The 15,824-nt window shown below is 63.1% G+C and carries 15 protein-coding genes; 9 read left to right on the forward strand and 6 right to left on the reverse strand.

The genetic code is table 11. The annotated features are described in order from the left end of the window. Nucleotides 1-125: 125 nt before the first annotated feature. Together AC0L2R_RS01685 and AC0L2R_RS01690 are read left to right on the forward strand one after the other, a co-directional pair. Nucleotides 126-1,193 (forward strand): aldo/keto reductase, encoded by a 1,068-nt coding sequence (locus tag AC0L2R_RS01685; protein ID WP_473507524.1) that lies wholly within the window; start codon nucleotides 126-128, stop codon nucleotides 1,191-1,193. Nucleotides 1,194-1,252: 59 nt separating this feature from the next. Next, complete coding sequence (locus AC0L2R_RS01690) at nucleotides 1,253-2,515, forward strand: cysteine desulfurase-like protein (protein WP_473507525.1); 1,263 nt, start codon at nucleotides 1,253-1,255, stop codon at nucleotides 2,513-2,515. Between the two features lie 18 nt (nucleotides 2,516-2,533). Here the strand turns inward: AC0L2R_RS01690 and AC0L2R_RS01695 are convergent, their stop codons facing one another. The 5 genes from AC0L2R_RS01695 to AC0L2R_RS01715 all read right to left on the reverse strand — a co-directional run bounded on the left by AC0L2R_RS01695 (nucleotide 2,534) and on the right by AC0L2R_RS01715 (nucleotide 8,258). Beyond that, on the reverse strand, nucleotides 2,534-3,565 hold the full coding sequence (locus tag AC0L2R_RS01695) for a histone deacetylase family protein (RefSeq protein ID WP_473507526.1): 1,032 nt from the start codon (nucleotides 3,563-3,565) through the stop codon (nucleotides 2,534-2,536). A gap of 8 nt (nucleotides 3,566-3,573) precedes the next feature. Continuing rightward, entirely contained in the window at nucleotides 3,574-4,077 is a 504-nt protein-coding gene (locus AC0L2R_RS01700) for a GNAT family N-acetyltransferase (protein WP_473507527.1), read from the reverse strand. A gap of 226 nt (nucleotides 4,078-4,303) precedes the next feature. Next, a complete protein-coding gene (gene kce / locus AC0L2R_RS01705) occupies nucleotides 4,304-5,233 on the reverse strand; it encodes a 3,5-dioxohexanoate:acetyl-CoA acetone transferase (protein ID WP_473507528.1) in 930 nt (309 codons plus the stop codon). A 3-nt stretch (nucleotides 5,234-5,236) separates the two neighbouring features. Further along, the gene (locus tag AC0L2R_RS01710; protein ID WP_473507529.1) at nucleotides 5,237-6,616 is read right to left on the reverse strand and encodes an aminotransferase family protein; all 1,380 of its coding nucleotides are present in this window, start codon (nucleotides 6,614-6,616) and stop codon (nucleotides 5,237-5,239) included. A 1-nt stretch (nucleotide 6,617) separates the two neighbouring features. Then, entirely contained in the window at nucleotides 6,618-8,258 is a 1,641-nt protein-coding gene (locus AC0L2R_RS01715; protein ID WP_473507530.1) for a N,N-dimethylformamidase beta subunit family domain-containing protein, read from the reverse strand. Between the two features lie 156 nt (nucleotides 8,259-8,414). Between AC0L2R_RS01715 and AC0L2R_RS01720 the strand changes: the two genes are divergently transcribed. The 7 genes from AC0L2R_RS01720 (at nucleotide 8,415) to AC0L2R_RS01750 (ending at nucleotide 14,872) form a co-directional block, all read left to right on the forward strand. Continuing rightward, nucleotides 8,415-8,663, forward strand: coding sequence for a ParB N-terminal domain-containing protein (locus AC0L2R_RS01720; protein ID WP_287120331.1), 249 nt, complete (start codon nucleotides 8,415-8,417; stop codon nucleotides 8,661-8,663). A 137-nt stretch (nucleotides 8,664-8,800) separates the two neighbouring features. Beyond that, nucleotides 8,801-9,286 (forward strand): SRPBCC family protein, encoded by a 486-nt coding sequence (locus AC0L2R_RS01725; protein ID WP_473507531.1) that lies wholly within the window; start codon nucleotides 8,801-8,803, stop codon nucleotides 9,284-9,286. A gap of 26 nt (nucleotides 9,287-9,312) precedes the next feature. Then, nucleotides 9,313-10,269 carry an alpha/beta fold hydrolase gene (locus AC0L2R_RS01730; protein ID WP_473507532.1) on the forward strand — a complete coding sequence of 319 codons (957 nt, stop codon included), beginning with the start codon at nucleotides 9,313-9,315 and terminating at the stop codon, nucleotides 10,267-10,269. A 187-nt stretch (nucleotides 10,270-10,456) separates the two neighbouring features. Continuing rightward, nucleotides 10,457-10,855: a GFA family protein gene (locus AC0L2R_RS01735; protein WP_473507533.1), complete on the forward strand. Its 399-nt coding sequence runs from the start codon at nucleotides 10,457-10,459 to the stop codon at nucleotides 10,853-10,855. Between the two features lie 184 nt (nucleotides 10,856-11,039). Continuing rightward, on the forward strand, nucleotides 11,040-11,288 hold the full coding sequence (locus AC0L2R_RS01740) for a hypothetical protein (RefSeq protein ID WP_091591341.1): 249 nt from the start codon (nucleotides 11,040-11,042) through the stop codon (nucleotides 11,286-11,288). 218 nt (nucleotides 11,289-11,506) lie between these two features. Continuing rightward, entirely contained in the window at nucleotides 11,507-12,523 is a 1,017-nt protein-coding gene (locus AC0L2R_RS01745) for a glycoside hydrolase family 25 protein (protein ID WP_473507534.1), read from the forward strand. A gap of 150 nt (nucleotides 12,524-12,673) precedes the next feature. Continuing rightward, nucleotides 12,674-14,872: an esterase-like activity of phytase family protein gene (locus tag AC0L2R_RS01750; protein ID WP_473507535.1), complete on the forward strand. Its 2,199-nt coding sequence runs from the start codon at nucleotides 12,674-12,676 to the stop codon at nucleotides 14,870-14,872. A 212-nt stretch (nucleotides 14,873-15,084) separates the two neighbouring features. Here the strand turns inward: AC0L2R_RS01750 and AC0L2R_RS01755 are convergent, their stop codons facing one another. After that, nucleotides 15,085-15,771, reverse strand: coding sequence for an endonuclease/exonuclease/phosphatase family protein (locus tag AC0L2R_RS01755; RefSeq protein ID WP_473507536.1), 687 nt, complete (start codon nucleotides 15,769-15,771; stop codon nucleotides 15,085-15,087). Between the last annotated feature and the right edge of the window lie 53 nt (nucleotides 15,772-15,824).

Consider the following 15,824-nt stretch of genomic DNA (forward strand, 5'->3'; position numbering starts at 1 on the left):
GCTTCGGCCTCTCGAAAAAGTCGCTGGCCACTGGCGCCAGGGTTGGAGACAGCCGGTGCATTCCTGTATGCTGCGGCTTCCTTCCTGCGCAGCCGCGCAAAAGAGTTCCCGCCGGAGAAATTACCATGCAAAAACGCCGCCTTGGTCGGACCGATCTTCTTGTTTCCCAGATTTGCCTGGGATCGATGACCTGGGGCCAGCAGAACACCCAAGCGGATGGCCACGCCCAGATGGATTTGGCATTTTCGCGCGGCGTCAACTTCATCGATACTGCCGAGCTCTACCCGATCCCGCCCAAGGCGGAGACGCAAGGCTGGACCGAAAAGATCATCGGCAGCTGGATGAGGGCAAAGGGCAACCGCGACCAAGTGATCCTCGCCTCGAAGGTGGTTGGCCGCACCGCCAACACATGGTTTCGCGGCGATCGCCCGTCGAAGCTGGTGCGCGCCGACATCTTCGATGCCGTCGAAAAGTCGCTGACCAGGCTCAACACCGATTATCTCGACCTTTACCAGATCCATTGGCCGGAACGGGACGTGCCCTGGGGCGCCAATCCGAACCGCGTCGGCGCCGTGCCGCTGCGCGCCGATTCCGCCGGTGCACCGGGCGGCGAGACGCCGATTTCCGAGACGCTCGCCGTCTTCGACGAATTGGTCAAGGCCGGAAAAATCCGCCATTTCGGCCTGTCGAACGAGAGTTCGTGGGGCGTCATGCGGTTCGTCGGCGAAGCCGACAAAGGCGTCGGCCCGCGCCTGGCGTCGCTGCAGAACGCCTATAATTTCGTCAACCGCGGCTTCGAGGTGAACCTTGCCGAGGTCTGCGAGCGCGAACAGGTTTCCCTGCTCGCCTATTCGCCGCTGGCGCAAGGCTACCTGACCGGCAAATACGATCATGGCGCGCGGCCGCAAGGCTCGCGTTCTCAGCTTTTCAACCGTGGCCAGCGCTACGAGACGCCCAATGCCGCGGAGGCGCAGCTCGAGTATAACGAACTGGCGCGCTCTTTGGGCATGGAGCCGGCATTGTTTGCCAACGCTTATGTCACGAGCCGGCCCTTCGTCACTTCGAGCATCATCGGCGCGACGACCCTTCCGCAGCTCGAAATGGCGCTGTCTTCCGCCGATGTCGTCTGGACCGAGGATATGCAGAAGGCGGTCGATGCAATCCACCAGCGTGTCGGCAACCCGTGTCCGTGAGCTGCTTTCCGGCTCTGTAGGTGTGATTGCCAAACGATTTCAGTAGGGAGGGAGAAAAAGTGAATTTTCCGATTGAGGTCGTGCGCGAGAAATTTCCGGCACTGTCGCTGACCGACAAGGGCCGTCGCCGCATCTATTTCGACAACCCTGCCGGCACTCAGGTGCCGCAGGCGGTCGCAGACGCGGTGTCACGCTGCCTGCTGACAACAAACGCCAATCTCGGCGGCTTCTTCGAAACCACGATCGCGGCGCAACAGATCGTCGATGACGCCCATGCGGCGATGGCCGATTTCCTCGGTGCTGCAAGCCCGCAGGAAATCATCATCGGCGCCAACATGACGACGTTGACTTACCACATGTCGCGCACGCTAGGCCGCACGATGAAACCCGGCGACGAGATCATCCTCACCCGCATGGACCACGAGGGCAACATTTCGCCGTGGCTGCAGCTGGCCGAAGATCTTGGCCTCGTCGTCCGCTGGCTGGCTTTCGACGAGCAGAGCTGGCAGATCGAGGAGGCGGCGCTTGCTGCGCTGCTCACCGACAGGACGCGGCTTGTCGCCTTGAACTACGCCAGCAATCTGACCGGCTCGATCAACCGGGTGAAGGCGCTGACCGGCATCGCCAGGCAGGCCGGCGCGCTGGTCTATGTCGACGCCGTGCAGTTCGCACCGCACGGCCTGATCGACGTCAGGGATCTCGGCTGCGATTTCCTGGCCTGCTCGGCCTATAAATTCTTCGGCCCGCACATGGGCATAGTGTGGGGCCGGCTGGATGTCATCGACGCGCTGACACCGTACAAATGCCGCTGTTCGTCCAACGCCCTGCCGGAGCGGTTCGAACTCGGCACGCCGCAGATCGAGTTGATGGCCGGCCTGAGCGCCGCGGTCGATTATTTTGCGGAGCTGGGCGCCGCCGGTGAGGATGGTTCGCGACGTGCCAGGATAGGCAAGGCGTTTGAAATTTCAATTGCTTACGAGAACAGGCTGACGCAAAGATTGATCGATGGCCTGTCGGCTATTTCAGGCCTGACCATCCACGGCATCACCGATCCGGCGCGTGTCGGCGAGCGCGTGCCGACGGTCTCGTTCACTGTCGACGGCATCGTCCCGGAGACGATCGTGCGGCAGATGAATGCGGAAAACATCTTCCTGTGGTCCGGCCACAACTACGCCTGGGAGATCGTCCATCAGCTCGGCATTCCAGCCGAGCATGGTGTCGTGCGCATCGGCATCGCCCATTACAATACGGCGGCCGAGATCGATGAGACGCTGGAGAGCGTGCATCGCGTTATCGCGATGTTGCGACAGGAGCGACTCTGAAGCGGCATCCGGCTGATATTAGCGTTTCTTGCCGGCGGCGAATCCGGTGAGGAAAGCGGTAAGATTGTCGCCGAGTTCGTCGCAGAGATAGCCGCCTTCCTGGACGATGACGGTCGGCAGGCCACAACCGGCGATGGCTTCGCCGATGCGCGAGAAGCCTGGCGTCGTCACCGATAGTCCGCCGAACGGATCGCCCTCGAAGGCGTCGAGGCCGAGCGCCACCACAAGCGCTTCCGGCGCAAAGGCGCGGATGCGCTGGAACGCCATGTCGAGTGCTTCCAGGAACGCGGCATCGCCGGATTTGCGCGCCAGCGGCAGGTTAAGATTGTAGCCGAGACCAGGCCCTTCGCCGCGTTCGTCGGCATGACCCCAGAAGAACGGATAGAAGCGCACCGGATCGGCATGCAGCGAGACGGTGAGCACGTCCGGCCGCGCGTAGAAAATGCCTTGCGTGCCGTTGCCGTGATGCAGGTCGACGTCGAGGATCGCCACCCGTGCGGCTTGCTTGCGCAGCGTCTGTGCCGCGACCGCCGAATTGTTGATGAAGCAGAAGCCGCCGGCGACGTCGGCAAAGGCGTGATGGCCGGGCGGACGGCACAGCGCATAGGCAGCCGGCGCGCCCGCCATTACCGCGTCGGCGGCCTCGACCGCGCTCCAGGCGCTCCACAGCGCGCTCCGCCAGGTCTCGCCGGAGATCGGGCAAGCGGTATCGGCCATGTGGTAGCCGGCCTGGCCGACCGCCGAGGCCGGATAAGAGCCGCCCCGCGCGATCGGATGGATGTTGGGGATCACTTCGGCCGAAGCGCCTTCGATTCGCTGCCAGCGCGTAAAAATGTGCTTGAGAAAATCGAGGTATTCGGGCGTATGCACCGCGGCAACCGGACCAAGCCCGTGATCTCTCGGCCGTTCAATCGTGCAGCCGGCGGCCTTGGCGCCGGCGAGCAGCCGTTCGACACGTTCCGGCTTTTCCGGATTGGGCTTTTGGGCGCCGCTGGAGAGGAACGCCTTGGGATCGTGGCGCTTCTGCTCTTCGGCATAAAAGGCTTTCATGATTTCCCTCATTCCTCTGGTGCATCGGCGAAGGCAAAGAACGCGTCGCCGACGATTTTCTGCACCTGCTCGTAGCTCGACCAGGCAATGCCCAGCCTTTCGTAAAAGGCCTTGGCGGTTTCATTGTCGCTGTCGACGGACAGTCTGAGATAGGCGCCGCCGTCCTTCCGGCATTCCCGGGCGACACACCGCAGCAGGCGTTCGCCGATCCTGCGGCCGCGAAACCGATCTTCGACATAGAGATCCTGCACATAGACGCCGGGCCGCCCCATCCAGGTCGAGAAGATCGGGAAATGCAGGCACAGGCCGGCAAACTCGCCGCCGACTTCGGCGATCAGAGTCGAGAAGGCAGGTTTTTCGCCAAAGCCATAGCTGCGCAGGTCTTCGGGCGTAGAAGTGATTTCCTGGTGTGCGCCGGTATGCGCGCCAAGCCGCAGGATCGCGGCATGGATGGTTTCGACGTCCTCGATGGTGCCGGGGCGGATGAGGATTTTGGGTAAATCGGCAGTCACTGGAGGTTCGGCGCCCAGGCACCCCCCTCTGTCCTGCCGGACATCTCCCCCGCAAGGGGGGAGATTGGCAGCTTCGCCGCTGTGCCCATCTTTGCAACGTTGGTAATTGGCGAAAGCATTCGTGTCATCCGATCTCCCCCCTTGAGGGGGAGATGCCAAGTGGTGGCAAAGAGGGCAGGACAGAGGGGGGTGGGACGGAACGCAAGCATCTCAGGCCATAACCATCTCAGAACGCCACCCGATCGCCGCCCTTGAGCGCCAGCATCTCGCGCGCCTCGGTGGGCGTGGCGACGTCCAGCGACAGCCCGTCGAGCACGCTGCGGATGCGGCGCACCTGGTCGGCATTGGACTTTGCCAGCTGGCGGCCGTCGTAAAGGCTGTCCTCCAGCCCGACGCGGACATTGCCGCCCATCGCCGCCGCAATCGCAATCATCGGCATCTGGTGGCGCCCGGCGGCCAGCACCGAAAACTGGTAGCTGTCGCCGAACAGTTTGTCGGCGATGCGCTTCATATGGACCAGATTGTCGGGATCGGCGCCGATACCCCCGAGAATGCCGAACACGAACTGGATGAACAGAGGTCCCGACACCAGACCTCGATCGCGAAAATGCGCCAGTGAATAGAGGTGGCCGACATCGTAGCATTCGAATTCGAAGCGTGTGCCGCAGCCCTTTCCAAGTCTTTCGAGCACGGTCTCCATATCGGCAAAGGTGTTTTTGAAGATCGTGTCGCGTGTCGCTTCCAGCAGCTTGGGCTCCCACTCGTGCTGCCACTCTCTTGGCCGATCGAGCATCGGGAACAGCGCGAAATTCATCGAGCCCATGTTGAGCGAGCACATTTCGGGCTCGGCCCTGAGTGGTGCGGCCAGCCGCTGGTCGAGCGTCATCAGCGAGGAGCCGCCGGTGGTGATGTTGATCACCGCTGATGTCGCCTGCTTGATGCGCGGCAGGAACTGCATGAACACATCAGGATCGGCAGTCGGCCGCCCGTCCTTCGGGTCACGGGCGTGAAGATGCAGGATCGAGGCGCCGGCTTCGGCAGCCGCGATCGCCTCTGCGGCGATCTGGTCCGGCGTCACCGGCAGATGCGGCGACATCGACGGCGTGTGCACCGACCCGGTGACGGCGCAGGTGATGATGACTTTTCGCGGCGCCATGGCTCAGCCTTCGACCGGCAGGTCGAGTTCGCCGGCCAGCACCTGCAGCGAGTCACCGATGATGGCGACGATCTCGCCGATCTGCTCGGCCGTGACGATCATCGGCGGCGCCACCATGAAATTGTCGCCGTCGACCCCGCCCTTGACCTTTCGCCCATAGATGATCAGGCCGCGCTCATAGGCGAGGTCGAGCAGGCGCTGGGTGGCCTTCTTCGCCGGTGCGATCGGCCGCAGCGTATCGGGGTCGGCGACCATCTCGGCACCGAGCAGCAGGCCCTTGCCGCGCACGTCGGCGACGAACGGAAACCGCTTGGCCAGGCCCTTCAACTCAGCCATCAAAAGATCGCCCATGCCAGCCGCATTGGCGATCAGGTCGAGGCGGTCCATTTCGCCAAGCACGGCGAGCCCAGCGGCGCAGGCGAGCGGATTGCCGGCATAGGTATGGCCATGCAGGAAGCCGCCGGAGGCGAGCAGCGGCTGCACCAGCCGCATGGATGCCGCCAGCGCGCCGAGCGGCGCATAGCCCGAGCCCAGCCCCTTCGACAGCGCGACGATGTCGGGCTTGCAGTCAAAATGGTCGCCGCCGAGGAATTTGCCGGTGCGGCCGGCACCGCTCATCACTTCGTCATGGATGAGCAGGATGCCGTAGCGGTCGCAGATTTCGCGGATGCGCGGATAATAGCTGTCCGGCGCCACCAGCGCCGCGGTGGCAGCGCCGCCGACCGGCTCCATGATGAAGGCGAGCACGCTTTGCGGCCCCTCGGCGAGGATCTTCTCCTCCAGCATGTCGGCGTAGCGAATGCCGCGCTGTTCCATCGAGAGATTGTCGCGGTCGCGCCAGGCGGCCGGCGCCGGCACGGTCGGCATGACCTGCATCATCGGCGCAAAGGTTTCGGCCAGCGCATCGTCGCCGGTGACGGCGAGCGCCCCGAGCGTGCCGCCATGATAGGAGGGAAAGCGCGTGATCACCTTCCAGCGGCTGGCCTGTCCGGTGGCGACAGCCCATTGCCGCGCCAGCTTGACGCAGGATTCCGTCGCTTCCGAACCGCCCGAGACAAAGAAGATCCGGTCCAGGCCTTCGGGCAGTTTTCCGGCCAACTCCCGTGCCAGGTCCTCGGCCGGCTCGTTCTCGAAATGCAGCCGGTAGGCGAAGGTGGCGCGATCCATCTGCCGCTTCATCGCCTCGAGCACGTTGCGGTTGGAATGACCGATATTGGCGACCATCGGTCCGCTCGACCCGTCGATGAAGCGGCGGCCGTCCTGCGTCCAGATGTAGATGCCTTCGGCGCGGTCGACCAGCGGCCGGCGCAGGCTGGACAGATAGAACAGATGCGACGGCAGGCGCGTCTCGGTATCCGGGGCAGGGGTCTGGGACTTCAGCATGTCAGGACTTTCCGAGATAGCGGTCGAGTACATTCCTGGTGACGCGCTCGACCATCGCGTCCTGCCTTAGCAGGCCGGCGACCCATTCGCAGCTTCCGGCGTGGAACACCTCGCCCTTGCCGCGCCGGAAATTGACGATCATAGCGTTGCCGCGCTTGACCTTGTCGAGATTGGCGTCGCTCGCCTCGCCGAACAGCGTTTCGGCGGTGAAGCGTCCATCCTCGTCGCCGAGAAACTGGTGTTCGAACGGGATGTCGGCGCTCTCCTCGACTTGCGCAGCCATGCCGACCGCAAGGATTTCCAGCCCATCCGGCGCGCCGCTGTCGGGCGTCGGGTAGGGCAGGCCGCCGTGGATCTCGTGGTCGAGCCCGTCGACCTCATAGCCATAGACATGGCTGTCGGCGCCGAGCAGGTCGCCGTAATAGATGCCTGTGCCGGCGAACGCCCAATGCTCAGGCCGGTAGACCGGAAAGCCGCGCACGCCGCGCGGTGCGCAACCGCCCCAGCCGGCGTAGATGCCCCTGGTCGCATTGAGCCCGAAGGTCGTCGCACCCGGCCGGCCGATTTCCGGTGCTTCCCAGGAGTTGGTGGCGCGGGTCACGTCGCCGCCGCGATAGACCGGATCCTCGGCGCGGGCGCGGTATTTGTAGCAGACCTGACGGCGGCCCTCGTCCTCCAGTCTGGTCTGCCACATGAAATTGCCGGCGAAGCGCGCCGCATGGCCGCCGCGCTCGACATAGGCGTCGACAGCGTCGCGCATCTCCCAGGTCCAGTATTCGTCATGGCCGACGAAGACGACGCAGTCATAGCCGTCGAGGATTTCGGGCGAGAAATGCAATTCGTGCTGGCTGGCAAGGTCGACCGCATAGCCGGCACGCTCGGCAAAACGAAAGAAGTGGCTGTCATAGCTTGCCCAGCCCGACGAGGCGTATTTCTTCGAATGGCCGGTGGCGAAGGCCCATTCCATATGCGGATAGCGCGGCACGGTTTTGGGCGGCACGGCGACCTCGAGCGGCACGCGCGGCGCCTCCTTCGGCAGGACAACAAAGCCACGGCACCATGGCCGCTGCGTCGACACGATTGGGGCATACTGGTCGCGGTTCGGGCCGGTGATGCCTTCGTAATGATTGGAGCCGCCCCAAGTGTTGTAGGCAAGCCAGGTGCCGGTGGCGGCGACCTGCAGCACACGACCCCGTTTCTTGCCGGGCTGCGGGGTAACGATGAAAAGATGGTGGCAGCGGACCGGCTTGCCATCGCGGCCATCCGCCGTCAGCGTGACGCGATAGGCCCCGGACGGCCAGTCGTCGCCGACGCGGAATTCAAACGACGCGTCCCAGCCGCAGCCTAGGACCGAACATTGGTCGGGTGTATCCTGCCAGCGTGCCGCGATCCCGGCCTTCTCGAACATTTTCGTCTCGATGCCGCCGTCGCGGACGATCGCCATGCTGAAGCTGGAGGCCGCCGAGCTGACATGCAGCGTCACCGTCTCGCCCCGACGGTATGAGAAACGGTCGCTGTAGCACCAGATCTCGCCATGTTCGCCGTCCATGCCCGGCCACTCCCAGTAGTGGCCGCGCACCGCTTGCCGGCGCTGGTGGGGCGTCAGTCCGAAATCGGGGAATTCGGTCGGCAAGTCAGTCATGGCTACCGGCATGATCGAAGATCGCCATTTCGGCCATCTGCTCGGCAAGCGTCAATCGGAAACGATCGGGCCAGCGATAGCTGACAGCCGGCCTTGGCCTTGCCTGTCAAACCGACTATCTCTCAAAAGGCGGCCTTTTCCGCCGCGGGAGCCGACATGCTGAGAGTGCAAAAGGTCAGGGTGGACGACATCTACGTGCCGACCGCGCGCAGGAAGACGCTGCATCCCGAGACCGTTCGGCATCTGGCCGAGGACATTCTGGAAAACGGCATGAAGACGCCGATCCAGGTGCGCCACGACGGCAAGCGCCATATCCTGGTCGAAGGCCTGCACCGGCTGGAAGCGGCGAAGTGGCTCGGCGAGATCGAGATCGACGCCTATCTGGTGCAAGCCAAGCGCCACTAAGCTCTCATTCGGCGTCCGCCGGAATCGGCCTGGCGAAGTTTTTCGCGAAACCGTGTCGGGCTGCGCGTTGCCCACTCGTCCTTGAGACGGAAACCGGCATTCAAGCAACCCTTTTGCAAGCAAGTGAGGAGACCATCATGACGACCAAGCTCGACATCGCGCCCAGCTCCGACCGTGAACTGGTTCTCGCCCGCATCATCGATGCGCCGCGCGAGAACGTCTATCGCTGCTGGACCGAGCCGAAGCTCGTGACGCAATGGTTCGCGCCAAAGCCGTGGACGACGCCGCGCGCCGAAATGGACGTACGCACCGGCGGCTCCAGCCTGGTTGTGATGGCCGGTCCCGACGGCAACGAATTCCCGAACCCCGGCGTCTTCCTCGAAGTCGTGCCGGGCAAAAAGATCGTTCTCACCGACGCCTACACAAAGGCCTGGGAGCCGTCCGAAAAGCCGGTCATGACGGTCGTGCTGACCTTTGAGGATGAGGGCGAGGGCAAGACCCGCTACATCGCCCGGGTTGCGCATTGGTCGGTCACTGACCGCGAAGAGCACGAGAAGATGGGCTTTCACGAGGGCTGGGGCCAGTGCGCCGACCAGCTCGAAGAAGTCGCCAGGCGGCTTTGATATCGGCGGGACGCAAGGAGACCGACATGTTCAGATCGATGTTTTTCGCCATTTTCGCCTCGGCCGCGGCGCTCTTCGCCGCGCCGGGCGCCAGCAATGCCGAGGACGTAAAGCCGTCCATGACCAGCGAAACGAAAGCCATGCCCAAGCCGGCGAAATCCGGCCTGCTGCCGATCAACGGCCTGAATTATTATTACGCCGTCTATGGCCGGGGCGAGCCGCTGCTTCTGCTGCATGGTGGTCTCGGCACCACAGACATGTTCGCGCCGATCCTGCCGAAGCTTGCCGAAAGCCGCACCGTCATCGGCGTCGACCTGCATGGTCACGGCCGCACCGCGCTCGGCGATCGGCCGTTGAGCCTTGAGGCGATGGGCGACGACATGGCGGCGATCGTCAAGGCGCTCGGCTACGACAAAGTCGACGTCATGGGTTATTCGCTGGGCGGCGGCGTCGCCTTCCGCATGGCCGTCCAGCATCCCGAGACAGTGCGCCGGCTGGTGCTGGTCTCGACCGGCTATGCCTCGGACGGCTTCTATGCCGACATGCGTACTCAGCAGGCGCAGGTCGGCGCCGCGATGGCCGACATGATGAAGGACACGCCGATGTACAAATCCTACGTGGCGGTCGCGCCGCGCCCGCAGGATTTTCCAAAACTGCTCGACCAGCTGGGCACCCATATGCGCAAGGACTACGACTACTCCGCCGAAGTGGCGAAGCTGAAGATGCCGGTTATGCTGGTGTTCGGCGACAGCGACATGTACCGGCCCGAGCATGAGATCAAGTTCTACCAGATGCTCGGCGGCGGGTTGAAGGACGCCGGCTGGATGCGCGAGAACCTGTCGCAGAACCGCCTGGCCATCCTGCCGAACCGCACCCACTACGACGTGTTTTTCGCACCGGAACTGACGGCAGTCACGCTGCCCTTCCTCAATGGCGAGACCAAGGTCAAGACGTGGGACGAGGTCATCAGCGAAACGAACTGATCGCCTGACAAGTGCCTGCCGGCCGTCTCCCGCGAGATGGCCGGCGCCGCTCGTTGCGCATCGCGCCTGATCGCAAGTCCCGCCTGCCGCATCACGCCGAAAGATGGCGCCATTTCAAAGCTTTTCAATTGACGCTCCTATCCCGGCAGCTAGCTTCCTGCCAATCTTCAGAAAGAGGGCTCAGGCAATGGCGAAATATCAGGGTGGCTGCCTGTGCGGGGCGGTGCGCTACCGCACCGAGGCCGCGCCGATCAACGAGCGCGTCTGCCATTGCCGGCTTTGCCAGAAGGCGCTCGGCGCGGCCTTCAACGCCCGCGTGCTGTTCCGCATCGACGACGTGACCATCGACGGGCCGGTGGCGACGGTGAATTCCTCGCCCGATCTCAAGCGTGGCTTTTGCTCGCGCTGCGGCACGACGCTGTTTTCCCGGCGCGATTCCGCCGGCATCATCGGCGTCACCTCCGGCTCGCTCGACGATCCTTCCGTGTTCAAGCCGCAGATGCATATCTGGACCGCCTCGAAGCAGCCCTGGGTACAGCTCGACGACGGACTGCCGCAATATGAAGGCGCCCCACCGCCGAATTGAAGCACAGGCGAATTGAAGTACATGCGAACTGAAGCACAGGCGAACCGAAGCGCAGGCGAAATCAAGCACAAGGCGTGCCCAAATTTTTTCGTCCGGGACACGAGATAGCCGGCAAAGCGTCATTGGCGAGCCATCATTGCCGCCTATCTATTGCCTGCGGGTCGGCAGTCGAAGGAGGCGACGGATGAACGACAGAATTAACACCCTGGATGAGCTTTTGAGCGATCCGATGGTCAAGCTGGTGATGGAGCGTGACCGCGTGCAGCCGGCCGAGCTTCGCTCGCTGCTCGAAGAAAAGGTTCGCCGGGATGATGATGCGCCGGTCAATCCCGTCACCGATCGCCCCAACTCTGATCGCCTTGGCACCGACCGCTCCGTCCCGCCCGCTCATATGGTAGCCGAGAGCTGTCACAATCTATGGTTGTGCGGCTAGGCAGCGACCTGCTGGCGTCGCGATCCTTCGCGCCCTCTCGGTCCTGCAGCGTTTCCAGGCTCTCACCGCTACGGTGATAGAGCGAGCGCCTTGCCCAGCCCCTCTGCCCTAACAATTTGATTCAAACTTTGTTGGTAATTTCTTGTTAGTAATCCGGACTGGTTTGTCCGGCGGCGTTGTCTTGCCCTCGGTCTGTTGTGTTCTGCGTACAGGTCCAGATGCGGTTATCAGGCGTCGTCATCTTCTCGATCGCGTCACTTTGCCTTGCCGGCTGCACGTCCACGTCCGGCGTCGACGCGCTGCAAGTGCCGTCCAGCGAGACGACCAGTTCGGTTGTGCGGCCGCCCGCGCCGGTGGCGTCGGTCGGCGCTGCCAATGTCGAACCCGACTTCGCGCCGGAGGAGGCGACGGAGCAGACTGTGGCGATGGCCACTCCGGAGCCTGCCGAAAGCATCGAGCCACCCGTCGAGCCGATTGCCCTGGTGGCGCCGAAGCGGCTGGCACGGGCAGCACCGATCCTTGCCGAGCCGGTCCAGCGCTATCGTTTCCGTGACGCCAAGCCGATCAATTTCGGCAGGGCATCGCCCAGACACCTCGCCGTTCACGGCGTCGACGTCTCGCGCTGGCAAGGCAACGTGAACTGGGCGAAGCTGCGCGCGCAGGGCGCGAACTTCGCCTACATCAAGGCGACCGACGGCGGCGATCACCTCGACCCAATGTTCAGGAAGAACTGGCGCAATGCCGACGCCGCCGGCCTCAAGCGCGGCGCCTATCACTTCTTCTACTGGTGCCGCACCGCTGGTGAGCAGGCTGACTGGTTCATCCGCAACGTGCCGAGGGTCGAGGGCGCCTTGCCGCCGGTGATCGATGTCGAGTGGAACGGCGAATCCAGCTGCAAGCGGCGGCCGTCGCGGCAAAAGGTGCTGGAGAAGATGCAGGTGTTCATGGACAAGCTCGAGCGCCACTACGGCCAGCGGCCCATCATCTACACCGCGCCTGATTTCTACCGCGACAATCTCAGAGGCGCATTTCTGGACTATCCATTCTGGCTGCGCGCGGTGGCACGGCACCCGTCAAAGGTCTATCCCGGCCGCAAATGGGTGTTCTGGCAGTATTCCGGCTCCGGCCTGTCGCATGGGGTGAGGGGCCGCATCGACCTCAACGTCTTCCACGGCGACGAGAGAGCCTGGCGGAACTGGGCTGGCGGGCGGCAGATGGTGGCCGAGGCGGAGTAGGCGGCCGAGGAAAGCGCCCATTCGCAGGCCAGCATGAGGTGAATATTGACGGACCTGGCCGCCTGTCGCGGAAGTGTCATCGATCCGTCATCGCATTGAAATGTCGCTCCCGCAATCAGGTGGCTTCCATTCGAACAGGAGACGCCACCCGTGCCCCGCCATTCCGCGCTTTTCGTCCTGACGGCAGCGCTTGCTGCCTCGGTTTCGCTGCCGGCCCATGCCGACATGATGTTCAACCGGGTCGCGAGCTTCGCAGTCGCCGGTAACCTGCCTGCGGATGTCGAGAGGACCACGCCGACTTCGTCCGAGATCATCACGGCGAGCGAAGATGGCATGACGCTGGTTTATTCCGATAGCCCGCTCGGTGCGGTCGGCTTCATCGACATCGCCGATCCCAAGGCGCCCAAGGCCGGCGGCATCGTCAAGATAGCAGGCGAGCCGACCTCGGTTGTGGTCATCGGCGGCAAGGTTCTGGCCGGTGTCAACACGTCGGAAAGCAAAGCCAGGCCTTCGGGCAACCTCAGCGTTATCGATCTTGCCTCCAAGGCGATCGAAAGCACTTGCGACCTCGGCGGCCAACCGGACTCGCTGGCGTTCAGCAAGGACGGCAAGTTTTTGGCCATCGCCATCGAGAACGAGCGCGACGAGGATCTGAACGACGGAGAAATTCCGCAGATGCCGGCGGGCGACCTTAGGATTTTCACGCTTGCCGAAGGCCAGCCTGATTGCGCGACGATGAAGACCGTCAATCTGGCGGGCATTGCCGAAGTCGCTGGGGAAGATCCCGAGCCGGAATTCGTTGCCTTCAACGAGGCCGGCGAGATCGCGGTCACGCTGCAGGAAAACAACCACATCGCCATCGTCAACGCCGAAACCGCTGCGATCGTCACCCACTTCTCCGCAGGCTCCGCCACGCTGGACAAGATCGACACCAGGAAGAACGGCGCCTTGTCCTTCGATGGCAAGATCGAAAATGTCGCGCGCGAGCCCGACGCCGTGAAATGGCTCGACAATGACCGCCTCGCCGTCGCCAACGAAGGCGACTACAAGGGCGGCTCGCGCGGTTTCACGATCTTCAGCAAGAAGGGCGAGGTGCTCTACGAATCCGGTTCGTCCTTCGAGTACCAGGTCGCCAATGCCGGCCATTATCCCGACGACCGCAACAAGAAGGGCGTCGAGCCGGAAGGTCTCGAGACCGGCACGTTCGGCGAGGACAGGCTGCTGTTCGTCGCTTCGGAGCGTGGCTCCGTTGTCGGCGTCTACAAGGACACCGGTGCGGAGCCAGGGTTTGTCCAGATCCTGCCGTCCGGCATCAGTCCGGAGGGCCTGGTCGCGATCCCGTCGCGCAATCTCCTGGTCACCGCCAACGAGGCCGACCTGGTCGAGGACGGGCTCGCCCGCTCGCACGTGATGATCTACGAGCGCTCCGAGGGTCCCGCCACTTACCCGATGATCACGGCAAAGCCCACGGCAGACGGCACGCCGCTCGGCTGGGGCGCGCTTTCAGCACTCGCCGCCGGCGACGCTGTCGGCAAGCTGTTCGCTGCCTCGGACTCGTTCTACGCCAACGCGCCCTCGATCTTCGAGATCGATGCAACCCAGACGCCGGCGCTGATCACCGGCAAGACCATCGTCATGCGTGATGGCCACCCTGCACAGAAGATCGACATCGAGGGTCTTGTCGCCGACGGTGAAGGCGGCTTCTGGCTGGCCAATGAAGGCGATCCGGCAAAGCTCGTCCCGCACGCCATCCTGCGCGTCGACGACAAGGGCGAGATCAAGCAGGAAATCGGCTTCCCGATGGAACTGCTCGCCCACCAGAGCCGCTTCGGTCTCGAAGGCATCACCGCGATCGGCGAAGGCGACGACCTGACGCTGGTGATGGCTGTCCAGCGCGAATGGGCCGACGACCCCAAGGGCCAGGTCAAGCTTTTGGCCTACAAGCCCAAGGCCAAGGAATGGTCGGCGGTACGCTACCCGCTCGAAGCGACCGAAGCTGGCTGGATGGGCCTGTCGGAGATCACCACGCATGACGGCAAGCTCTACATCCTCGAACGCGACAACCAGATCGGCGACCTGGCCAAGGTGAAGCGCATCTATTCGGTGGCGCTCGACGCCTTCAAACCGGCCAAGCTTGGTGGCGACCTGCCGTTGGTCGAAAAGACGCTGGTGCGCGACATCGTCGGCGACCTGAAATCAGCCACCAACGGCTATGTCATCGACAAGGTCGAAGGGTTCACCATCGACAAGAACGGCGACATCTTCGTCGCCACCGACAATGACGGCGTCGACGATTCTTCCGGCGAAACGCTGTTTTTACGCCTGGGCAACATCAGCGCCGTGAACTGAGGGTGTTTCCCTCCCCCTTGAGGGGAGGGTCGATCCGCGAAGCGGATCGGGGTGGGGTCGTTTCGGCCGCTCGACTCTTTCCCTGACGGACAATCCGACAACAGCCGCAGAATCTTCGCTGCGGCTGTTTTCGTTGATGACATGCGCGGCGGGTTTCCGCGGAACCTGAGCCGCCGACTGAAGGCGTGGCGCGCTTTGCGGGATTTCAAGTTCTAGCATGGCAGACCGTTTGACAGCTTCAGGTCTACCGTGAGGGGCACGTGATCGCTCAATCCGGCCGCGACAAAGTCATCGTAAGTACCCAGCCTTGCTGACGAAATCGCGAATCCTCGCGGTACAAATGCGTAATCGATGTGGGAGCCATGTCCTTGTTGCCAGCGATGGAAGTAGCTGGACGATGTCTCCGAACCGAATTTCTCGTCGCGAGTATGATGCCACGCGCTGATAACGCCGAGGCTTTCAAGGACATCCAGCACCCGACCGAAATGTGCGGCAGGACCTCTCTTTGCATCGAATTTGACCGATTGATTGAAATCACCCGCTAGGATCGCGCCTTTTTCGGAGATGAAGGCTGATAGCTTGGACAGCGCCCTAAGCGTCGGTGCAACGTAGTCGCCATTCTTCTTGGCACAGAGCCCGACCAGATATAGCTGCTCCGAACCTCGAACGGCCCTGACGGGGAGAAAGAGCGACTCCTCGACCGCAATTTCCATGGTCTCGATTTTCCATCCGTTCATCCCCAGTACGGCCAAGCCGTATCCAGGGTGTGAGCCGATCCAGGCACCGGAAGCTTCTCCGCCGATGAGGGATACGCAGTCTTTCGATGCTTCGGAGAGAACGACGATATCAGGGGCATGAGCGTTCAGGACATTTGCTTTTCGATGAAACCCCTCCAGCACAATTCCACGCTACCAGCCGCACGCTCTCGTTCGCCATTAGACGCGCCCTTGCC

This window comes from Mesorhizobium sp. WSM4820, assembly GCF_055811075.1.

What these genes read in the sequence shown, in the direction of transcription:
- AC0L2R_RS01685 (WP_473507524.1), top strand. Translation starts at nt 126, where the DNA reads ATGCAAAAACGCCGCCTTGGTCGGACCGATCTTCTTGTTTCCCAGATT.
- AC0L2R_RS01695 (WP_473507526.1), bottom strand. Translation starts at nt 3,565, where the DNA reads ATGAAAGCCTTTTATGCCGAAGAGCAGAAGCGCCACGATCCCAAGGCG.
- kce (WP_473507528.1), bottom strand. Translation starts at nt 5,233, where the DNA reads ATGGCGCCGCGAAAAGTCATCATCACCTGCGCCGTCACCGGGTCGGTG.
- AC0L2R_RS01710 (WP_473507529.1), bottom strand. Translation starts at nt 6,616, where the DNA reads ATGCTGAAGTCCCAGACCCCTGCCCCGGATACCGAGACGCGCCTGCCG.
- AC0L2R_RS01715 (WP_473507530.1), bottom strand. Translation starts at nt 8,258, where the DNA reads ATGACTGACTTGCCGACCGAATTCCCCGATTTCGGACTGACGCCCCAC.
- AC0L2R_RS01720 (WP_287120331.1), top strand. Translation starts at nt 8,415, where the DNA reads ATGCTGAGAGTGCAAAAGGTCAGGGTGGACGACATCTACGTGCCGACC.
- AC0L2R_RS01725 (WP_473507531.1), top strand. Translation starts at nt 8,801, where the DNA reads ATGACGACCAAGCTCGACATCGCGCCCAGCTCCGACCGTGAACTGGTT.
- AC0L2R_RS01730 (WP_473507532.1), top strand. Translation starts at nt 9,313, where the DNA reads ATGTTCAGATCGATGTTTTTCGCCATTTTCGCCTCGGCCGCGGCGCTC.
- AC0L2R_RS01735 (WP_473507533.1), top strand. Translation starts at nt 10,457, where the DNA reads ATGGCGAAATATCAGGGTGGCTGCCTGTGCGGGGCGGTGCGCTACCGC.
- AC0L2R_RS01740 (WP_091591341.1), top strand. Translation starts at nt 11,040, where the DNA reads ATGAACGACAGAATTAACACCCTGGATGAGCTTTTGAGCGATCCGATG.
- AC0L2R_RS01745 (WP_473507534.1), top strand. Translation starts at nt 11,507, where the DNA reads ATGCGGTTATCAGGCGTCGTCATCTTCTCGATCGCGTCACTTTGCCTT.